Origin of the sequence: Pseudomonas sp. NPDC089752 (assembly GCF_044748725.1) — a bacterium.
GTDB lineage: Bacteria > Pseudomonadota > Gammaproteobacteria > Pseudomonadales > Pseudomonadaceae > Aquipseudomonas.
The window spans coordinates 132780-153521 of sequence record NZ_JBIVGP010000001.1 but is presented as its reverse complement, the minus strand read 5'-3'; the positions used below and the strand labels follow the sequence as shown (position 1 = coordinate 153521).

15 protein-coding genes and 1 pseudogene are annotated in these 20742 nt (G+C 64.1%); 10 read left to right on the top strand and 6 right to left on the bottom strand.

Annotated elements, in window-relative coordinates; genetic code table 11:
• Positions 1 to 84: 84 nt before the first annotated feature.
• Together ACIPZF_RS00555 and preA are read left to right on the top strand one after the other, a co-directional pair.
• A complete protein-coding gene (locus ACIPZF_RS00555; protein ID WP_400794235.1) occupies positions 85 to 1452 on the top strand; it encodes an NAD(P)-dependent oxidoreductase in 1368 nt (455 codons plus the stop codon).
• Positions 1453 to 2727 carry an NAD-dependent dihydropyrimidine dehydrogenase subunit PreA gene (gene preA, locus ACIPZF_RS00550; protein ID WP_400794233.1) on the top strand — a complete coding sequence of 425 codons (1275 nt, stop codon included), beginning with the start codon at positions 1453 to 1455 and terminating at the stop codon, positions 2725 to 2727. It begins immediately after the preceding gene.
• A 123-nt stretch (positions 2728 to 2850) separates the two neighbouring features.
• On the opposite strand, the gene ACIPZF_RS00545 is transcribed toward preA, so the two are convergent.
• The 6 genes and pseudogenes from ACIPZF_RS00545 to gnd form a co-directional block, all read right to left on the bottom strand.
• Positions 2851 to 3471: a TetR/AcrR family transcriptional regulator gene (locus tag ACIPZF_RS00545; protein ID WP_400794231.1), complete on the bottom strand. Its 621-nt coding sequence runs from the start codon at positions 3469 to 3471 to the stop codon at positions 2851 to 2853.
• Positions 3472 to 3502: 31 nt separating this feature from the next.
• A complete protein-coding gene (locus ACIPZF_RS00540) occupies positions 3503 to 3790 on the bottom strand; it encodes a HigA family addiction module antitoxin (protein ID WP_400794229.1) in 288 nt (95 codons plus the stop codon).
• A 15-nt stretch (positions 3791 to 3805) separates the two neighbouring features.
• Positions 3806 to 4085 (bottom strand): annotated as a pseudogene (locus tag ACIPZF_RS00535) (type II toxin-antitoxin system RelE/ParE family toxin).
• A gap of 108 nt (positions 4086 to 4193) precedes the next feature.
• The gene (locus ACIPZF_RS00530; RefSeq protein WP_400794227.1) at positions 4194 to 5990 is read right to left on the bottom strand and encodes a glycoside hydrolase family 15 protein; all 1797 of its coding nucleotides are present in this window, start codon (positions 5988 to 5990) and stop codon (positions 4194 to 4196) included.
• Between the two features lie 117 nt (positions 5991 to 6107).
• A complete protein-coding gene (gene zwf, locus ACIPZF_RS00525) occupies positions 6108 to 7613 on the bottom strand; it encodes a glucose-6-phosphate dehydrogenase (protein ID WP_400794226.1) in 1506 nt (501 codons plus the stop codon).
• Positions 7610 to 8593, bottom strand: a complete 984-nt coding sequence (gnd, locus tag ACIPZF_RS00520; RefSeq protein ID WP_400794224.1) for a phosphogluconate dehydrogenase (NAD(+)-dependent, decarboxylating) — start codon at positions 8591 to 8593, stop codon at positions 7610 to 7612. Before gnd ends, zwf begins: the two co-directional genes overlap by 4 nt.
• 202 nt (positions 8594 to 8795) lie before the next feature.
• Here gnd and ACIPZF_RS00515 point away from each other — a divergent pair, with 202 nt between their 5' ends.
• From ACIPZF_RS00515 to glgX, 8 genes are all read left to right on the top strand, one after another.
• On the top strand, positions 8796 to 8963 hold the full coding sequence (locus ACIPZF_RS00515) for a DUF6026 family protein (RefSeq protein WP_400794222.1): 168 nt from the start codon (positions 8796 to 8798) through the stop codon (positions 8961 to 8963).
• Between the two features lie 91 nt (positions 8964 to 9054).
• Complete coding sequence (locus ACIPZF_RS00510; protein ID WP_400794220.1) at positions 9055 to 9513, top strand: SgcJ/EcaC family oxidoreductase; 459 nt, start codon at positions 9055 to 9057, stop codon at positions 9511 to 9513.
• A 476-nt stretch (positions 9514 to 9989) separates the two neighbouring features.
• Positions 9990 to 11549 (top strand): glycogen synthase GlgA, encoded by a 1560-nt coding sequence (gene glgA, locus ACIPZF_RS00505; RefSeq protein WP_400794218.1) that lies wholly within the window; start codon positions 9990 to 9992, stop codon positions 11547 to 11549.
• A gap of 14 nt (positions 11550 to 11563) precedes the next feature.
• Positions 11564 to 13306, top strand: a complete 1743-nt coding sequence (gene treZ, locus ACIPZF_RS00500) for a malto-oligosyltrehalose trehalohydrolase (protein WP_400794216.1) — start codon at positions 11564 to 11566, stop codon at positions 13304 to 13306.
• Positions 13303 to 15372: a 4-alpha-glucanotransferase gene (gene malQ, locus ACIPZF_RS00495; protein ID WP_400794214.1), complete on the top strand. Its 2070-nt coding sequence runs from the start codon at positions 13303 to 13305 to the stop codon at positions 15370 to 15372. Before treZ ends, malQ begins: the two co-directional genes overlap by 4 nt.
• The gene (locus ACIPZF_RS00490; protein ID WP_400794212.1) at positions 15369 to 18143 is read left to right on the top strand and encodes a malto-oligosyltrehalose synthase; all 2775 of its coding nucleotides are present in this window, start codon (positions 15369 to 15371) and stop codon (positions 18141 to 18143) included. Before malQ ends, ACIPZF_RS00490 begins: the two co-directional genes overlap by 4 nt.
• Positions 18144 to 18157: 14 nt before the next feature.
• Complete coding sequence (locus tag ACIPZF_RS00485) at positions 18158 to 18424, top strand: DUF2934 domain-containing protein (RefSeq protein WP_400794211.1); 267 nt, start codon at positions 18158 to 18160, stop codon at positions 18422 to 18424.
• Positions 18425 to 18558: 134 nt separating this feature from the next.
• Positions 18559 to 20712, top strand: a complete 2154-nt coding sequence (gene glgX / locus ACIPZF_RS00480) for a glycogen debranching protein GlgX (protein ID WP_400794209.1) — start codon at positions 18559 to 18561, stop codon at positions 20710 to 20712.
• The last annotated feature ends 30 nt before the right edge of the window (positions 20713 to 20742 follow it).

Sequence of the window (20742 nt, the reverse complement as noted above, 5' to 3'; positions counted from 1 at the left end):
AATGCCGGACCGGCCCACAGAGGCCGGACGGCGCCGTATTGCCGTTGACTGCCAAAACCAAAAAAGAAAAGAGAGGCTACAACCGTGATCGATGCCCTGAACCATTTGCCGCGCCCCAGGGCCGGCGCCGACCAACTGGCCGAGCAATTCACTGATCTCGCGCCGCCCCTCACCGCCCGCCAGGCCGCCGTGGAGAGCGCACGCTGCCTGTACTGCTATGACGCCCCTTGTGTGAACGCCTGCCCGAGCGAGATCGACATTCCCTCGTTCATCCACCGCATCAGCGACGAAAACCTGCAAGGCGCCGCCGAGCGAATTCTTTCGGCGAACATCCTCGGCGGCAGCTGCGCCCGCGTATGCCCCACCGAAATCCTCTGCCAGCAGGCGTGCGTGCGCAACAACGCCCAGGAGTGCGCGCCGGTACTGATCGGTCAGCTGCAGCGTTATGCCGTGGACAATGCCGGCTTCGGCGAACACCCGTTCAAGCGCTCGCCCAGCACCGGCAAGCGCATCGCCGTGGTGGGCGCCGGCCCGGCCGGGTTGTCCTGTGCCCATCGACTGGCCATGCACGGCCACGACGTGGTTATTTTCGAGGCCAGCGACAAAGCGGGCGGCCTTAACGAATACGGCATCGCCCGCTACAAGCTGGTGGACGATTACGCCCAGCGCGAAGTTGAATTTTTGCTCGGCATCGGCGGCATCGAAATCCGCCATGGCCAGCGCCTGGGCGGCAACCTGAGCCTGGCCGAGCTGCGCGATCAGTACAACGCCGTGTTCCTCGGCCTTGGCCTGAACGCCGTGCGCCAGCTCGGCCTGGCGGACGAAGAAGCGCCCGGCCTGCTCGCCGCCACCGACTACATCCGCGAATTGCGCCAGGTTGACGACCTTTCGCAACTGCCGTTGGCCGAGCGCTGCCTGGTCATCGGTGCGGGCAACACCGCCATCGACATGGCCGTGCAGATGAGCCGCCTCGGCGCCCGCGACGTCAACCTGGTGTACCGCCGTGGCTACGCCGACATGGGCGCCACCGGTCATGAGCAGGACATCGCCAAGGCCAACCAGGTACGCCTGCACACCTGGGCCCGCCCCGCCGCCGTGCTGCTCGACGACAACGGCCGCGTTCGCGGCATGCGCTTTGCCCGCACCGAACCGGCAGACGGCGGCTTGCGCGACACCGGCGAAACCTTCGAGCTGGCCGCCGACGCCATCTTCAAGGCCATCGGCCAACGCTTCGACGAGCAAAGTCTGAGCGACCCGCTGGCCGCGCAACTGGCCCGCGATGGCGAACGTATTCGCGTCGACGAGGGTATGCGCACCAGCCTGGCGGGCGTTTACGCCGGCGGCGACTGCACTGCACAGGGCCAGGACCTCACCGTCCAGGCCGTGCAACACGGCAAGCTGGCCGCCGAAGCCATCCATGCCCAACTCATGCTCAACGTGGAGGCTGCATAAATGGCCGACCTGTCTATCGTGTTTGCCGGCATCAAGTCGCCCAACCCCTTCTGGCTGGCTTCCGCGCCGCCCACCGACAAAGCCTACAACGTGGTCCGAGCCTTCGAGGCCGGCTGGGGTGGCGTAGTCTGGAAAACCTTGGGCGAGGATCCGGCGGCGGTCAACGTGTCGTCGCGTTACTCCGCGCATTACGGCGCCAATCGCCAGGTGCAGGGCATCAACAACATCGAACTGATTACCGACCGTTCGCTGGAGATCAACCTGCGCGAAATCACCCAGGTGAAAAAGGACTGGCCCGACCGTGCACTGATCGTGTCGTTGATGGTGCCGTGCGTCGAGGAGTCATGGAAGTTCATCCTGCCGCTGGTGGAAGCCACCGGTGCCGACGGCATCGAGCTCAACTTCGGCTGCCCCCATGGCATGCCCGAGCGCGGCATGGGGGCAGCAGTCGGCCAGGTACCGGAGTACGTGGAGCTGGTCACCCGCTGGTGCAAGACGCATTGCTCACTGCCAGTGATCGTCAAGCTCACACCCAATATCACCGACATCCGCCAGTCGGCCCGGGCCGCCCACCGAGGCGGTGCGGATGCCGTGTCGCTGATCAACACCATCAACTCGATCACCAGCGTCGACCTGGACCGCATGGTCGCTCACCCGATCGTCGGCGATCAGAGCACCCATGGCGGTTACTGCGGCTCTGCCGTCAAACCTATCGCCTTGAACATGGTTGCCGAAATCGCCCGCGACCCTGAGACACGCGGCCTGCCGATCTGCGGCATCGGCGGTATCGGCAACTGGCGGGATGCCGCCGAGTTCGTGGCCCTGGGCAGTGGCGCCGTGCAGGTGTGCACGGCGGCGATGCTGCATGGCTTTCGCATCGTCGAGGACATGCAGGACGGCCTGGCACGCTGGATGGACCAGCACGGGCATCAAAACCTGGAAGCCTTCCGCGGCCAGGCCGTGGGGCATACCACCGACTGGAAATACCTGGACATCAACTACAAATCGGTGGCGCACATCGACCAGGAAGCCTGCATTGGCTGCGGGCGCTGCCATATCGCCTGCGAAGATACATCGCACCAGGCCATTGCCAGCACGCTGAAGGCGGACGGGACCCATGCCTACAGTGTGATCGAGGACGAGTGCGTGGGCTGCAACCTGTGCCAGATCACCTGCCCGGTGGAAAACTGCATCGACATGGTGGCGCAGGATACCGGCAAGCCCTATCTGAACTGGACCCAGGATCCGCGCAACCCCTACCGCGAAGCGAGCTGATATCGATTGGGACCGCTGCGCGGCTCATTCGCGGGACAAGCCCGCTCCCACAAGTTTGACCCTGTAGCGGTATCTGTGGGAGCGGGCTTGCCCCGCGAATGGGCTGCACAGCAGCCCCAACAATCAAGGCTCCAGCCCAATACCGCGCAGAATCACACCGGTCACCGTCTGCACCGCACTCTCGAACGCCAGGTCCGACAGCGGCTCACCCCCATTGAGTACCGTTACCTGATAGCCGAAGTCGGCGTAGTGCTGGGTGGAGGCCCAGATCATGTACAACAGCGCTGAAGGCTCCACCGGCAAGATCCGCCCTTCCTCCACCCAGCGACGAATCTTGTCTTCCTTCATCTTCGCCCAGGGCACCAGGTTGTCCTCCAGGCTCTCCCCCAGCAGCGGCGCGCCATGCAGCATCTCTTCGGCCCAGATTTTCGACCCCAGCGGCCGCGAGCGCGAATGGCCCATCTTCGCCCGGATGTAGCTGGTCAGCACCACCCGCGGGTCGTCGAAGTTCTCGAAGCACAGGGCGTCCTGCTTCCACACGTCCAGCAAGTCCTGCAGCACGGCACGGAACAGCTCGTCCTTGGTGCTGAAGTAATAGTGCAGGTTGGAACGCGGCAGCTCGGCCTGTTCGGCGATATCGCCCATTGAGGAGGCGCCGTAGCCTTTCTCGGCAAACACCCTTTCTGCAGCCACGAGGATCTTCTCGATGTTGCGCCTGCGGATTTCGATCTTGTGGTTGGCCATACCGTTCCTGGTAAGCTGCTAGCCGCGCTGCTCAGGCGGCCTGAAACAATCGGGTAATGACTGGCTGCTGACGGTGCCGCGCCTGCCAGATATCGTAATCAGCTTGTATGGCCAGCCAGAGTCGGGCGGTGCTGATACCTGCCATCTCTAAACGCAGTGCCAGGTCCGGGGACATGCCTGCCCGACCGTGCAAGACACGCGAAAGCGCTTCACGCGAAAAACCCAGATGCGTCGCAAACGCTTTCACCGTCAGGCCCAGTCCAGGCAAAACATCCTCACGCAAGGTTTCGCCCGGGTGTGGCGGATTGTGCAAAGGCATGGTCTGCCCTCCTCTTCAGTGATAATCAAGGTAATCGACGCATTCGACGTCCGAACCCACGAAACGAAAGATCAACCGCCAGTTGCCAGAAACACTGACTGACCAGAAGCCCATCAGCTCACCCTTGAGAGGGTGCAACTGCCAACCCGGCAGACTCAACTCCTGCGCCACGATGGCGCGTTCGAGAAATTGAAGTTGCCGCTTCAAGCGCCCTGCGTGAGCCACTTGAATGCCACGCGTGTTTCCCGTTTCCATGAAAAATTCGCAGTCCCTTGTGTCGAAAACTGATGATCATGGATAGCTCGCCGCGTCCGTTTGTGAGACCGGCACAGTGTGACTCCATGCATCACACCTGGCAAAGTATCATGTGTGACCCAATGCGTCACTTACTTATCAACGACCCCTAACCACATCGGGCCCGATCCCGCACCGGGCACTGCGCCCGGTGCAGGTTCAGCGCGGTATTGATGATGCCGATATGGCTGAACGCCTGGGGGAAGTTGCCCAGCATGCGCTTGCCTGCCGGGTCGTATTGTTCGGCCAGCAGGCCGACGTCATTGCACAGCCCGCTCAGTCGCTCGTACAGCGCCCGCGCCTCGTCCTGGCGCCCCAGCAGCACGTAGACATCCGCCAGCCAGAACGAACAGACCAGAAACGTCCCTTCCCCTGGCGTCAGCCCGTCACTGCAGCGATCGCTGTCATAGCGCATCAGCAGCCCGTTCTTGAGCAGGCGCTGCTCGATCTGCGCCAGTGTGCGCAGGAAGCGTTGATCTTCCACTGGCAGGAAGCCGGTCAGGGCAATCTGCAGGAGGCTGGCGTCCATTTCCGTCGAGCCATAGGCCTGAACGAAATGCTGGCCCTGAGCATCCAGCCCGTGCTCGCACACTTCTCGGCGAATCTCGTCCGCCACCTCGCGGTAATGCCGGCCGCGCTCGCGGCCTTCTTCAGTGGTGTCGGCCAGCCCTGCCGCACGGTCGAAGGCGACCCAGGCCATGACTTTGGAATGCACGAAATGCTGGCGGCCGCCGCGCACTTCCCAGATGCCTTCGTCGGGCTCGCGCCAGATGCGCTCCAGGTACGGCAAGATCAAACGCGAGATCGCCGCGCTGCGCGGGTGTCGTGGCAGCCCACCCTTGATGGCCTGGGTCATGGCGTCGGCCAGTTCGCCATAGATATCCAGCTGCACCTGCTGGGCGGCGGCATTGCCGACACGCACCGGCTGCGAGTGCTCGTAGCCGGCCAGCCAGGGCAAGGTGTATTCCTGCAGGTCGCGCTCGCCGGCCAGGCCGTACATGATCTGCATCTGCTCAGGGTTGCCGGCCACCGAGCGCAGCAACCACTCGCGCCAGGCCTGGGCTTCATCGAAATAGCCGAGGTTCATGAATGCCAGCAAGGTCATGGTGGCATCGCGCAGCCAGCAGAAGCGGTAATCCCAGTTGCGCTCGCGGCCGATGCTTTCCGGCAGCGAGGTGGTGACAGCTGCGACGATACCGCCGGTGGGCGCGTAGGTCATGGCCTTGAGCGTGAGCAGCGAGCGGCGCACCTGGGCGCTGTAGGGGCCGACCTCAGGGCAACGTGCGGCAAAGGCCTGCCAATGGTTGACGGTATGTTCCAGCGCCTGATCAATGTCGCAATCTGGCTGTACCGCCAGGTGCGAGGGCTGATGGCGCAGGCTGAACACCTGGCGCTCACCTGCACTTACCCTCAAGCGTGCAACCGTGTGGTGGTCGCGCGCGTGCGTGGGTACGCTGCTGCACAGGATCAGCCGGTCAGGGCCGGCGACGGCGCTGAGCGTCAGTGGATCGAGCTTCTCCACCCAAGGTACGCTACGGCCGTAATCGAAGCGCAGCACCAGGTCCATTTCAAAGTTGGTTTCACCCGCGATGCCCTCGACGATGCGCACCACCGAATTGACATCGTCCAGCGGCATGAAGTCGAGCACGCGGGCGCGACCGCTGGCAGTGACCCAAGTGGTTTCAAGGACCAGAGTGTCTTCCAGGTAAGCTCGGCTAACGTGGTCGATGGGGTCGCTCGGGGCCAGGCGCCAGGGGCCGTTTTCTTCATTGCCCAGGAGCGCGGCGAATACGGCGGGGGCATCGAAACGCGGCAGGCAGAGCCAGTCGATGGAGCCGTCACGGCTGACCAGGGCGGCGCTGCGGCAGTTGCCGAGCAGGGCATAGTCTTCGATGTGGGCGGGCATTGGATCTCCTTAATGGCTTGTCTGTGCCGGCCTCTTCGCGGGGCAAGCCCGCTCCCACAAAGTGAACTGCACCGAACCTTGTGGGAGCGGGCTTGCCCCGCGAAAGGGCCGGCACAGTCACCCCAGCTTGTGCCACTCGCGCTTGTCGCGGGTCAGCAATTCATTTCCAGCCTCGGGTCCATCTTCACCAGCCGGATATTCATGCACTTCGCCATCCTGCGCCCAGGCATCGAGAAACGGCTGCACCGCACGCCAACCGTTTTCGATGTTGTCGGCCCGCTGGAACAGGGTCTGGTCGCCCGTCAGACAGTCGTAGATCAAGGTCTCGTAGCCGGTTGCCGGGGTCATCTTGAAGAAGTCCCTGTAGGCGAAGCCGAGCTCGACGTTTTCCATCACCAGCTCCGGCCCCGGGCGTTTGGCCTGCAGGTCGAACCACATGCCTTCGTTGGGCTGGATCTGAATCTTCAGGTAGTTGGGCTTGGGCCGCTCGAGCTCCGATTCGCGAAACTGCGCATAGGGTGCGGGCTTGAAGCAGATGGCGATTTCGGTGTCGCGTACGCTCATGCGTTTGCCGGTACGCAAATAGAACGGCACGCCGGCCCAGCGCCAGTTGTCGATCATCACCTTGAGGGCCACGTAGGTTTCGGTCTGGCTGTCAGCGGCCACCCGTTCCTCCTGGCGATAACCGGCCAGGTGCTTGCGGCCCTGCTTGCCAGCGGTGTACTGGCCGCGCACGGAGTTCTTCAGCGCCATCTTCGCCGACCATGGGCGGATGGCGCCGATCACCTTGGCCTTTTCGCCACGCACGGCATCGGCGCCGAACGCAGCAGGGGGTTCCATGGCGACCATCGCCAGCAACTGGAACAGGTGGTTGGGCACCATGTCGCGCAGCGCACCAGTGGTGTCGTAGAACCCGCCACGAGTTTCCACGCCCACGGTCTCGGCGGCGGTGATCTGCACGTGGTCGATGTAGTGGTTGTTCCAGAACGATTCGAACAGGCCATTGGAGAAGCGGCTGACCAGAATGTTCTGCACCGTCTCCTTGCCCAGGTAATGGTCGATACGGTAGATCTGCCGCTCGCTCATCACCTTCAGCAGGCAAGCATTGAGCGCCTCGGCGCTGGCCAGGTCGGTGCCGAACGGCTTCTCCACCACGACCCGGCGAAAGCCCCCCGCAGACTCATCGAGCAATCCGGCCTCGCCCAGGCGCTGGGCGACTTCCGGGAAGAAGCGCGGTGAGGTGGCCAGGTAGAAAATCGCGTTGCCATGGCTGGTCTTGTCGATACGCTTGGCCAACGCCGTGTAAGTGGCTGGGTCCAGGAAGTCGCCGGTCTGGTAGTCCAGGCGCTTGGCCAGACGCGCCCAGAGCTTCTCATCCAGGCACTTGGCCGCCCCCTCGCCGCCTTTGTCCCGCTCGCGCATGAAGTCATGCAGACGCTCGGCAAATTCCTCGGCGGTGGCGGCGTTGTGGTCGACCCCGACGATGCGCAGGTTGCGATCGAGCAGGCCGTCGCGGCTGAGGTTGTATAGCGCCGGCGTCAGCAGGCGCTTGACCAGATCACCGTTGGCGCCGAACAGGAACAAGGTGCAGGGCGGAGCAGCAGGTATGGTCGGTTTGCTCATTGGCCTTTCTTCTCGACGTGGCCACCAAAGCCCAGGCGCATGGCTGACAGGACCTTGTCACCATAAGTACCCTGCTGCTGGCGCGAGCGGAAGCGGGCGAACAGCGCGCTGGACAGCACCGGTACCGGCACGGCCTGTTCGACGGCGGCATCGATGGTCCAGCGGCCTTCGCCACTGTCGGACACCGAGCCGCTGAACTGCGCCAGCTGCGGGTCGGCCACCAGGGCATCGGCGGTAAGGTCGAGCAACCATGAGGTGACCACACTGCCGCGGCGCCAGACTTCGGCGATCTCGGCCACGTTCAGATCGAAGCGCTGCTCTTCAGGCAACTCATTGCCGCCCTTGCTGCGCAGCAGGTCGAAGCCCTCGGCGTAGGCCTGCATCAGGCCATATTCGATGCCGTTGTGGACCATCTTCACATAGTGCCCTGCACCAGGCGGGCCGGCGTGGATGTAGCCATGTTCGGCACGCGCGTGCTCACCCTCGCGGCCCTGGGTGCGCGGAATGTCGCCCACACCTGGGGCCAGGGCCTTGAACAGTGGTTCCAGCCGCTCGAAGACATCTGTCTCGCCGCCGATCATCATGCAGTAGCCACGGTCCAGGCCCCACACCCCGCCGGAGGTGCCGACGTCCAGGTAATGCAGCCCGCGCTTGGCCAGTTCGGCGGCGCGGCGCATGTCGTCTTTATAGAACGTGTTACCACCGTCGATGATCGCATCGCCCGGTTCCAGCAGTTCGGCCAGTTGCGCGATGGTCTGCTCGGTGGGCTCACCCGCCGGCAGCATCACCCACACCGCGCGCGGGGCCTTTAGTTTCTGTACCAGCGCGCCAAGATCGTGCGCCCCTTGCGCGCCCTCGCCTTCCAGCGCGGTGATGGCTTCACGGTTACGGTCATTGACCACCGTGCGGTGACCGGCGCGCATCAGGCGCCTTGCAATATTGCCGCCCATGCGGCCCAGCCCGACGATTCCCAATTGCATGAGCCGATGCTCCCCTTAAAAAAATGAATGACAACAATCCAACGTTTCAGATTAGTCCAGCACACCGACCGAGGGTTCAGCGACGAACGGCGAGACAACGTTAAACAAAAAAGTTCCCATAGGCTGCGAAAGAATTCAGAATGCGCGCCGCGTGAAGCGACTACGCTTTAACTGTCACCAGCCAAAACCGCGAGGTGTATACATGGGTACCTTGATGCCTGCCACCCCCACCCAGACCCTCTATGTCTCAGTGCGCCGTGATGAACTGCGTAAGCTCAAAGACGAGCGTGACCAGCTGCAACAGCAGGTAGCCCGCCTCACCCTGATGCTCAAGCAAGCCAACACCGGCGAAAAGTCCTTCAGCCTCTGACCGATCGTCCCACTCGTTTGCGAGCGGCGCCTTCCCTACTTTGGATGGCGCCGCAGGCCCACCCTGGCGCCTGCATCCCGAGGATGACCGCATGAGTCCCAGCCAATACCTTGCTACCGCCGCCCTGCTCGCCATCGGCATGCACGCCCACGCAGCGGCGCCGGAGCAATGCCAGCCGTTGACCGAGCACGACGCGCTTGGCTTGTTTGCGAAGTGGAATACCACCCTTCAAACAGGTGATCCCGCGCAAGTGGCCGACCTTTATCACGAGCAAGCGGTACTGCTGCCCACCGTATCGAAAACACCCCGGCTGACACGCGACGAGCGAATCGACTACTTCCGCCACTTCCTCGCCGACCGCCCGAGCGGCAAGCTCGACAGCCATCACCTGCAGACCGGATGCAACACGGCCACCCTGGCCGGGTTATACACGTTCGATTACGCCTCGACCGGCAAGCAGGTCGCTGCACGATACACCTATACCTACCGTTGGGATGGCCAAAACTGGATGATCAAGCACCATCATTCTTCCGTATTGCCCCAAGGTTGACCCCTAGCGCACCACCACAGCGCAGCCAATTTGCCGTTGCTACATAAAGGAGCGACGCAAATTGGCTGGCGCCTCTCTCTGAAACACCCTGTTCACATCCGATTACACACGCCAACGTTTGCGTCTATCTCGCCTCATAACGAAAGTGACCAGTGGGTCACCTTTTTATCTCCAGCTCTCCTACACTCAGCTTTCGGCCCGCCATTTGCTCATGGGAAGAGCGACGTAAAAAAGTCGAACTTTTGCAAACGCTGGCGGGTCAGCAACTAAGTAGGCCAATTGTAACGGGACTTTCCGCGCTACGGCCTGCCACCCCAACCAGTCCACTCGCCTTCGGCCGGAATGCCGATCGCGCCGTGCCCGTGCGCACGACCCTGGGGCAAGGACCGCACTACCAAGTGACGTATCAGAGAAAGCCAACACGATAGAGAGCAACGGGTGCCAGCACCCGGCCACACATAGGGACGGAGAGAAGTATGATCAGTGCCGCTGTCGAACCTCACGTAGATTCATTCAAACCGGAAAACCGCGAACCCCTCACCCCGGAGTTCGCAACGACAGCCAAGGCACCCGGCGCTCAGCGCCAGCACAACCCGAACAAACGCAAGATCCTGTTCGTCACCTCGGAAATCGCCGACCTGGTCAAGACCGGCGGCTTGGGCGACGTGTCTGCGGCGCTGCCACGGGCGTTGGCGCACCTGCACGATGTACGCGTACTGATCCCCGGCTACAGCCAGGTGATGGAAAGCGACAACCCCATTCATATCGTCGGCGAACTCGGTGGCCACGCTGCCCTGCCGCCGTGCAAGATCGGCCGTATGGACATGGCCGACGGCCTGGTCATCTATGTCCTGATCTGCCCTGAGCTGTACCAGCGCGACGGCACTCCCTATGGTGCCAACAACGGTCGCGACTGGCCCGACAACCACATCCGCTTCGCCCGCCTGGGCCTGGCTGCGGCCGAAATCGCCGCTGGTGAAGGCAAGATCCACTGGAAACCCGAAGTGGTCCACGCACATGACTGGCCCGCCGGCCTGGCGCCGGCCTACATGCACTGGCGCGGCCTGAACACGCCGACCCTGTTCACCATCCACAACCTGGCCTATCAGGGCGTCTACAGCCGCGCCTGCAGCCCGGAGCTGGCGATCCCCGACCATGCCATGCAGCAAGAAGGCATGGAGTTCTACGGCAAGCTGTCATTCCTCAAGGCAGGCTTGGCCTACTCCAGCCATATCACCACGGTCAGCGCCACCTACGCCCGCGAAATCACTACCCCGGAATTCGGCTGCGGCCTGGATGGTTTTCTCGCCAGCAAGGCTCAGCAAGGTCTGCTCGGTGGCATCCCCAATGGCATCGACGAGAGCTGGGACTCGGCCACCGACCAGCACTTGCAGCACAACTTCAGCATCAATGACTGGGAAGGCAAGGCACGCAATGCCGAAGAAGTCCGCCGCCTGTTCGAGCTGGAGCCGTCCGAAGGCCCCCTGTTCGCGGTTGTTTCGCGGCTGGTCTTTCAGAAAGGCTTGGACCTGACCCTGGCCGTGGCCGACTACATCGTCGAACAGGGTGGGCAAATCGCAATCATTGGCCGTGGCGAGCCTGAAGAAGAACAGGCCATGAGCGAGCTGGCGGTGCGCCATCCAGGCCGCATCGGCGTGCGTATCGGCTTCAACGAAACCGACGCCCGGCGCATGTTCGCCGGCAGCGATTTTCTGCTGATGCCGTCGCGCTACGAGCCCTGCGGCCTGAGCCAGATGTATGCACAGCGTTTCGGTTCGCTGCCGGTGGCCCGCAACACCGGTGGCCTGGCCGACACCATCGAGAACGGCGTCACAGGCTTCCTGTTCGACGAGTCCACGCCAGACAGCTACCGCGAGGCGCTTGCCCGGGCCTTTTATGTCTACGGCAAGAAGAACCTGCTCAACGCCATGCGTTGCCTGTCGATGACCCAGCCGTTCAACTGGTGCCAGGCGGTCGAACCCTATGCGCGCCTTTATGAGGACCTGGTCAAGCAGGCACAACTGAGCCACTACTGAGCAGGGGGTGGAAGATGCACAGACATGGCGCACACCTATTGGACGCCACGTCGGCGCGCTTCGCCCTGTGGGCGCCGGATGCGCGCAACGTGAGCCTGGAACTGGAGCAGCAGCCGCCCATCGAACTGCTGCCCGACGACAATGGCTGGTACACCGGGGTTGCCCCGTGCCAGGCCGGTGACCGTTATCACTACCGCATCGACGGTGAATTGCAGGTGGCCGACCCGGCCTCGCGCTTTCAGCCCGAAGGCGTGCAGGGCCCGAGCCAGGTGGTGGATACCCAGGCCTATGCCTGGCAACACCCCTGGCAAGGGCGCCCCTGGCACGAAGCGGTCATTCAGGAGATGCACGTTGGTGTGCTCGATGGCTATGAAGGTGTCGCCCGACACCTGCCGCGCCTGGCGGCGCTTGGCATCAGCGCCATCGAGCTGATGCCCCTCGGGCAATTCCCCGGCGAACGCAATTGGGGCTACGACGGTGTGCTGCCCTATGCCCCGCAGCACAACTACGGCAGCCCCGAGCAATTGTGCGCGCTGGTCGACAACGCCCACGGCCAGGGGCTGATGGTGCTGGTGGATGTGGTTTACAACCACTTTGGTCCGGACGGCAATTACCTGCACCAGTACGCCAGCCCGTTCTTTCGCGAGGACCGGCAGACCCCTTGGGGCGCTGCCATCGACTTTCGCCGCCGCGAAGTGCGTGAATACTTCATCCAGAACGCCTTGATGTGGCTGTGCGATTACCGCTGCGACGGCCTGCGCCTGGATGCCGTGCACGCCATCGACCAGCCCGATTTCCTGATCGAACTGGCACAACGGGTGCGCGCTGCGGTAGAACCTGGCCGGCAGGTCTGGCTGGTGCTGGAAAACGAACATAACCAGGCCTTCTTGCTCGACCAGGGTTTCGACGCCCAATGGAACGACGACGGCCACAACGCGCTGCACGTACTGCTTACCGATGAAACCGAGGGGTACTATGCCGACTACCAGGCGCAGCCCATCGACAAGCTGGCCCGCTGCCTGTCGGAAGGATTCGTGTTCCAGGGCCAGGCCAACCGCCACGGCACGCCACGCGGCGAGCCCAGCGGGCACCTTGAGCCCAGTTCGTTCGTCCTGTTCCTGCAGAATCACGACCAGATTGGCAACCGCGCGCTGGGCGAGCGCCTGACCCGCTTGTGCCCACCCCAGGCCCTGCGCGCGGCGACCGGCCTGTTGCTGCTGTCGCCGATGATCCCGCTGCTGTTCATGGGCGACGACGATGGCAGTTGCCGACCGTTCCTGTTCTTCACCGATTTCCATGACGAGCTGGCCGACGCCGTGCGCGAAGGCAGGCGCGGCGAATTCGCCCACTTCAACGCATTCGCCGACCCTGAGCAGCGCGAGCGCATTCCCGACCCCAACGCCGAGCAGACCTTCGAGGCTTCGCGGCCGCAACGCCAGGAAGTCATCGCCGGCTGGCACGGCCTCTACCAGCAACTGCTCGAACTGCGCCAGCGCCACATCATCCCGCACCTGCCCGGCAGCCGTGCACTCGGCGCCAAGGTGCTTGGGAAGAAGGCCTTGACCGCACGCTGGCGCCTGGGCGACGGCAACACCTTGCGCATCGACCTGAACTTGGCGGCCACGCCGCAGCCGGTCGAACTGCCCGCTGCCGAACACCGCCTGTTCGACAGCAGCGACACCACGCACCCCGACACCGCGCTGTCTGCCTACAGTTGCGTGGTCAGCCTGCTTGCACCCGGCCAGGAGAGCCCATGAGCGAAACCGCACTGCACCGACTGGCCGCCCGCGTCGGGTTGGCCCGCGACTGGATCGACGCCAACAACCGGCCCCAGCAGGTGGACGATGAAGTACTGCGTAAAGTACTGGAGGGCCTGGGTCATCCGGCCACCGATGACAGTGCCGTCGACAACAGCCTGCGGGCTGTCGAGGGTGCCGAAGACAGCGAACACCTGCCGCCCTTGCTGACCGCCGACCTCGGCGAACCCGTGGCCTTGTCGCGCTACTTCAGCGCCGGCAGCGCCGCGCACTGCACGTTGGAAAATCACGACAAACTCAAGCTGGCCCTTGACGCCCAGGCGTGCCTGCCCGGCGAATTGCCCATCGGCTACCATCAGGTCGACATCGACGGCCGCACCTTCACCCTGGCGGTGGCCCCCAAGCGCTGCCATAGCCTGGAGGATGCCGTCGAACAACCGCCACCCCGCTGCTGGGGCCTTGCGGTACAGCTCTACAGCCTGCGCCGCCCGGGCGATGGTGGCTACGGCGATTGCCTGGCCCTCGAGCAACTGGCACGTACTGCGGCCGAGCGTGGTGCCGATGCCCTGGCGATCAGCCCGATCCACGCCCTTTGCGCCATAGACCAACAACACTACAGCCCTTATTCACCGTCCAGCCGCCTGCTGCTCAACACCCTGTACGCCAGCCCCGCTGCCCTGCTTGGCGAGCGTGCCGTGCGCATGGCCATCGAGGCCTGTGGCCTGGAGCAGACGCTGGAAGACCTGGAACAACGCTCACTGGTCGACTGGCCGCGCGCCGCCGACGCTCGCCTGCGCCTGCTCGAAGCGCTGTACCAGGACTTCAGCCAAGGCGATCATCCGCTGCGTAAGGATTTCGACAGCTTCCGCGAGGCCGGTGGCGAAGCCCTGGAACACCACTGCCGCTTCGAGGTGCTGCAAGCCCAGGCCGTGGACCATGGCCTGGGCGCGGACTGGCGCAACTGGCCAAGCGCCTGGCATGACCCCTACCATCCGGAAGTCGAAGCCTTTGCCAGCGCCTATCCAGCCAAGGTCGAGTTCCATGCCTTCTGCCAGTGGCTCACCGAACGTAGCCTGCAACGCGCCCAGGAGGCGGCGCGCGGCAATGGCATGGCGGTTGGCCTGATCGCCGACCTGGCCGTCGGCGCCGACGGTGCCGGCAGCCAGGCCTGGAGCCGCCAGGACGAACTGCTGGCCGACCTCAAGGTCGGCGCCCCGCCGGACATCCTCAACCGCTCAGGCCAGGACTGGGGTATCTGCGCATTTTCTCCCGAGGGCCTCAAGCGCAATGGTTATCGCGCCTTCATCGAAATGCTGCGGGCCAACCTCGCGCATGCCGGCGGCCTGCGTATCGACCATGTCATGGGCCTGCGTCGGCTGTGGCTGATCCCGCGCGGCTGCAAGCCGAGCGAAGGCGCCTACCTGCACTACCCACTGGAAGACCTGCTGCGCCTGCTGGCGCTGGAATCGGTACGGCACCAGGCGATCATCCTCGGCGAGGACCTCGGCACCGTGCCCGAAGGCCTGCGCGAACAGCTGGCCGACAAGGCCGTGCTGGGCATGCGCGTGCTGCCCTTCGAACAGACTCAGGCCGGCCATTTCAAGCCGATCCTCGATTGGCCGGACAACGCCCTGGCCACCACCGGCACTCACGATCTGGCGCCCCTGGCCGGCTGGCTGCAGAGCCGCGACATCGACTGGAGCCAGCGCCTGCAGCTGATCGACGCCGACGCCGAAAAGCACTGGCGCCAGACCCGTCTGCAAGAAACTGCCGGTCTGCGCCGCATCCTGGAAGCCAACTACGGCACGCAGAAGGACAACGACCACGTGATCGATGCCGCCATTCGCTACGTCGGCCATACCCGCGCACCGCTGGTGCTGATCCCACTGGAAGACTTGCTTGGCAGCGACGAACAACCCAACCTGCCCGGCACCACCGAAGGCCATCCGAACTGGCGTCGGCGCTTTGCCGCCCCGGTACGCGACCTGCTCGACGACGAGGACGCCGCACGCCGCCTGGAGCTCTTGGCCCAGGCCCGCGAACAAGCCTGGGAGCGTGACCGATGAAGCCGTTGACCGCGACCTTGCGCCTGCAATTTCACAGCGATTTCACCCTCGACCACGCGGTGCCGTTGGTGCCCTACTTCGCCCAGCTGGGCATCAGCCACCTGTATGCCTCGCCCATTCTCAAGGCCCGCGCCGGCTCACGTCATGGTTACGATGTGGTCGACCCGACCCAAGTCAACCCGGAACTTGGCGGCGAGGCGGCGCTGGAGCGCCTGGTCGCCGCGCTGCGTCAGCATGGCATGGGCCTGATTCTCGACACCGTGTCCAACCACATGGCGGTCGGCGGCGCCGACAACCCATGGTGGCAAAGCCTGCTGGCCTGGGGGCGGCGCAGCCCGTATGCCGAATTCTTCGACATCCAGTGGCATTCCAGCGACCCGCTGTTGGCCGGCCAACTGCTGCTGCCCTTCCTTGGCAGCGACTATGGCGTGGCGCTGAAAAACGCCGAAATCCCGTTGCAGTTCGACAAGCAACACGGCGTGCTGCAGGTGGCTCACTACGATCATCGCTTCCCCATCTGCCCCATCGATTACGGCTGGATTCTGTCTTTCAGCCCAGAGCCCGCGCTGAAGTACCTGGCCGAGCACTTCACGGCGCTGAGCGATGCGGCTGATCCATTGGCCGCCGCCGTTGACCTGCAGCGTCAGCTGGCACAGCTGGTAAGCGACGGCGCGGACCTGCAGTCGGCACTCCAGGCCTTCGACAGCCGCAGCGAGGCCGGCTTGAAACGCCTGCACTTGTTGCTGGAGCGCCAGACCTACCGCCTGGCCAGTTGGCGCACCGCTGCCGACGACATCAACTGGCGGCGCTTTTTCGACATCAACGAGCTGGGCGGCTTGCGGGTCGAACGCTCGGCGGTGTTCGAGGCCACCCACGCCAAGCTGTTCGAGCTGATCGAGCGCGGCCTGGTGGACGGCCTGCGCATCGATCATATCGACGGCCTGGCCGACCCGCGCGGCTACTGCCGCAAGCTGCGCCGACGGGTCGCAAGCCTGCTCGCCAAACGGCCGCTGAATGCCGCCCTGGAGCATTTTCCGGTTTACGTCGAGAAGATCCTCGGCCTTGACGAGCATCTGCACCGCGACTGGCTCACCGACGGCACCACCGGCTATGAATTCATGAACCAGGTCTCGCTGCTGCAGCACGACCCGGCCGGCGAAGCGCCGCTCACCGAGCTGTGGGCCAATGTCAGCGAGCGCCCCGACTTCCCCGAAGAAGTGCGCCAGGCTCGCCACCTGGTGCTCAATGCCAGCCTGGCCGGTGACTGCGAGTCGGTGGCCCAGGCGCTGCTGCAGGTCGCCCGCGACGACCTGATGACCCGCGACCTGACCCTCGGCGCCATCCGTCGGGCCTTGCAGGCGTTGGTCGCGCATTACCCGGTATACCGCACCTACTTCAACCCGTGCGGGCGTCCGGCCGAGGACGAGAAATTCTTCCAGCAGGCCCTGCGCGATGCCCGCCAGGACCTTGGCGAAGCCGACTGGCCGCTGCTCGACCAGCTGGAACAGTGGCTCGGCGGCCACCCCTGGCGCAAGCTGCCGCCTGGCCGCCCGCGCAAGCACTTGCGCCACGCCTGCGTGCGCTTTCAACAACTCACCGCTCCGACGGCTGCCAAAGCCGTGGAAGACACCGCGTTCTACCGCTCTGCACGGTTGCTGTCGCGCAATGATGTCGGCTTCGAGGCAGAGCGTTTCAGTGCCGGCCCCGAACACTTCCATAACGAATCTCAGCGCCGCCTGCGCGACTTCCCCGACAACCTGCTGGCCACCGCCACCCACGACCACAAGCGCGGTGAAGACACCCGCGCTCGGCTGGCCGTGCTGAGCGAACGTGGGCCTTGGTTGGCCAGCCGCGTGGAGCACTGGCGCGAGCTGGCCGCGCCCTTGCGTGAGCAACTCGACGACGGCCCGGCCCCCAGCCCCGGTGACGAGATGCTGTTGCTGCAGACCTTGCTGGGCAGCTGGCCGCTTGGGCTGGAGCTGCACGACGACAACGCGCTACGTGCCTATGCCGAACGCATCCGCCAGTGGCAGCAAAAAGCCTTGCGCGAAGCCAAGCTGCGCAGCAGCTGGAGCGCGCCCAACGAGGCCTACGAGGCCGCCTGCGGCGCTTATGTCGATGGCTTGCTGCTTGACCGCGAAAACCAACAGTTGCGCCAGTCGCTGGCCGATGCCGCGCAACTGATCGCCTGCCCCGGCGCCCTCAACGGCCTGGTTCAGGCCCTGCTGCGCTGCACCGTACCCGGCGTGCCCGACCTGTACCAGGGCAATGAGTACTGGGATTTCAGCCTGGTCGACCCGGACAACCGCCGCGCCGTGGACTACGCTACCAGGCGTCGCACGCTGGACGACGCAACGCCTGTCGCAGAGCTGCTGGCGCACTGGCGAGACGGCCGCGTCAAGCAAGCCTTGCTGGCCCGGGTTCTGGACTGCCGACAGGCGCATGCCGAGCTGTTCCAGCGCGGTGCCTACCTGCCGCTCAGCGTGCAGGGCAAGCATGCCGACAAGGTGCTGGCGTTCGCCCGGCTGGATGAAGAACAGCGCGCCATCGTCGTCGCCCCGCGCCTGGCCAGCGGCCTGCTGGGCGGCGCTACTACACCGTTGATCCCGGCGCAGAACTGGGACGACACCCGGGTAATTCTGCCGTTTGCCGTGTCACCTGCCAATACGATGGGACTTTTCCCCAGTGCGGTGGTCAGCCCTTCAAAGGAGCTGATGTTGAGCGCCGTGCTCGCGGAGTTTCCGGTCAATGTGTTGATACAACAATCTTGAGCATCAGGAGCGTCATGATGAGTGTCGATGAAAAGCGTATACGCGAATTTGCTTACCAGATCTGGGAGTCGGAGGGTAAGCCTGCAGGGGAGGAGGAACGCCATTGGGACATGGCTCGCAAGCTGGCCGAAGCCGAAGCGCTGGCCCCCAAGGCTGCGCCACGCAAGAAGGCTGCCGCCAAGCCCAAGGCGCCTGCAGAGCCCAAGGCGGCAGCGTTGCCGGGAGTAACACCGGCGGCGGCGAAAAAGCCCAAGGCAGTGAAAAAGCCCGCTGCGGGTTGAGCCTGTTCCGGCCTATTCGCGGGCAAGCCCGCTCCCACAAGTTCTCCACCGGTCCCTGTGGGAGCGGGCTTGCCCGCGAAGAGGCCATTCCAGTCACACCGCTTCCTCTTCCCCAAGGCCATCCGAGGACCGCCATGAGCCCCCGCACCCCTAAGAAAACCCGCTCCATCGCCCCATCCCGCCTGCGCGAGGGCATGCCCTTCCCTCTCGGCGCCACGTGGGACGGCCTGGGGGTCAATTTCGCCTTGTTCTCGGCCAACGCCACCAAAGTCGAGCTGTGCCTGTTCGACTCCACCGGCGAGCAGGAACTCGAACGCATCGAGCTGCCCGAATACACCGACGAGATCTACCACGGCTACCTGCCCGACGCCCATCCCGGGCTGGTGTACGGCTATCGCGTCTACGGCCCTTACGAGCCGGAGAACGGCCACCGCTTCAACCCCAACAAACTGTTGATCGACCCCTACGCCAAGCAACTGGTCGGCAGCCTGAAATGGTCCGAGGCGCTGTTCGGCTACACCATCGGCCACCCCGACGGCGACCTGTCGTTCGATGAGCGCGACAGCGCGCCCTTCGTGCCCAAGTGCAAGGTCATCGACCCGGCGTTCACCTGGGGCCGCGACCAGCGTGTGCAGATCCCCTGGGAGCGCACCATCATCTACGAAGCCCATGTCCGCGGCATCAGCATGCGCCATCCGGCGGTGCCGGAAGAACTGCGCGGCACTTTCGCTGGCCTGGCCAACGACGAGTTGCTCAAGCACATCAAGGACCTGGGCGTGTCGAGCATCGAGCTGTTGCCGATCCACGCCTTCGTCAACGACCAGCACCTGCTGGACAAGGGCCTGAACAACTACTGGGGCTACAACAGCATCGCCTTCTTCGCCCCGCACCCGCGGTACCTTGCCAGTGGCAAGATCGCCGAGTTCAAGGAGATGGTCGCGCACCTGCACGACGCCGGCCTGGAAATGATTCTCGACGTGGTCTACAACCACACCGCCGAAGGCAACGAGCGCGGCCCGACGCTGTCCATGCGCGGCATCGACAACGCCTCGTACTACCGCCTGATGCCCGATGACAAGCGCTTCTACATCAACGACTCCGGTACCGGCAATACCCTCGACCTCAGCCACCCCTGCGTGCTGCAGCTGGTCACCGACTCGCTGCGCTACTGGGCCGGCGAAATGCACGTGGACGGCTTCCGCTTCGACCTGGCGACCATCCTCGGGCGCTACCACGACGGTTACAGCGAACGCCACGGCTTCCTCGTCGCCTGCCGCCAGGACCCGATGCTCAGCCAGGTAAAATTGATCGCCGAGCCCTGGGACTGTGGCCCCGGTGGCTACCAGGTGGGCAATTTCGCACCCGGTTGGGCGGAGTGGAACGACCGCTTCCGCGACACGGCGCGGGCGTTCTGGAAAGGCGACGAAGGCCAGCTGGCCGACTTCGCCGCGCGCATGACCGCTTCCGGCGACATGTTCAACAACCGGGGGCGACGCCCCTACTCTTCAGTCAATTTCATCACCGCGCATGACGGCTTCACCCTGCGCGACCTGGTGTCGTACAACAGCAAGCACAACGAAGACAACGACGAGAACAACCAGGACGGTACAGACAACAACCTGTCGTGGAACTGCGGCGTCGAAGGCCCCACCGACGACCCCGAGGTCAACGCCCTGCGCATGCGCCAGATGCGCAACTACTTTGCCACCCTGCTGCTCGCCCAAGGCACGCCGATGATCGTCGCCGGCGATGAGTTCAGCCGCACCCAACATGGCAACAACAACGCTTATTGCCAGGACAGCGAGATCGGCTGGATCAACTGGGACCTGGACGAGGACGGCAAGGACCTGCTGGCCTTCGTCAAGCGCCTGACTCGCTTGCGCCTGGCCTACCCGGTACTGCGCCGATCCCGTTTCCTGGTCGGCGACTACAACGAAGCGATCGGGGTAAAGGACGTAACTTGGCTGGCGCCAGATGGCAGCGAGATGAGTGTGGAGCAGTGGGAGGATCCACATGGGCGTTGCCTGGGGATGCTGATCGATGGGCGCGCGCAGGTCAGCGGCATTGCCAGACCGGGGTCCGAAGCGACTGCGTTGCTGATAGTCAATGCGCACCATGATGTAGTGCCGTTTCTGTTGCCAAGCGTTCCGGAAGGCGATTACTGGAGCTGCCTGGTCGATACCGACCGGCCGGAATTGCGCAAGGGGCAGCATTTGCAGTTTGAGAGTAGGTTCGAGGTCAAAGGGCGCTCCTTCCTGCTGATGGTATTGCAGCGCGAGGATGAATAAATCCTGAGAAGTTTGCCTAAAAGGGAAAAG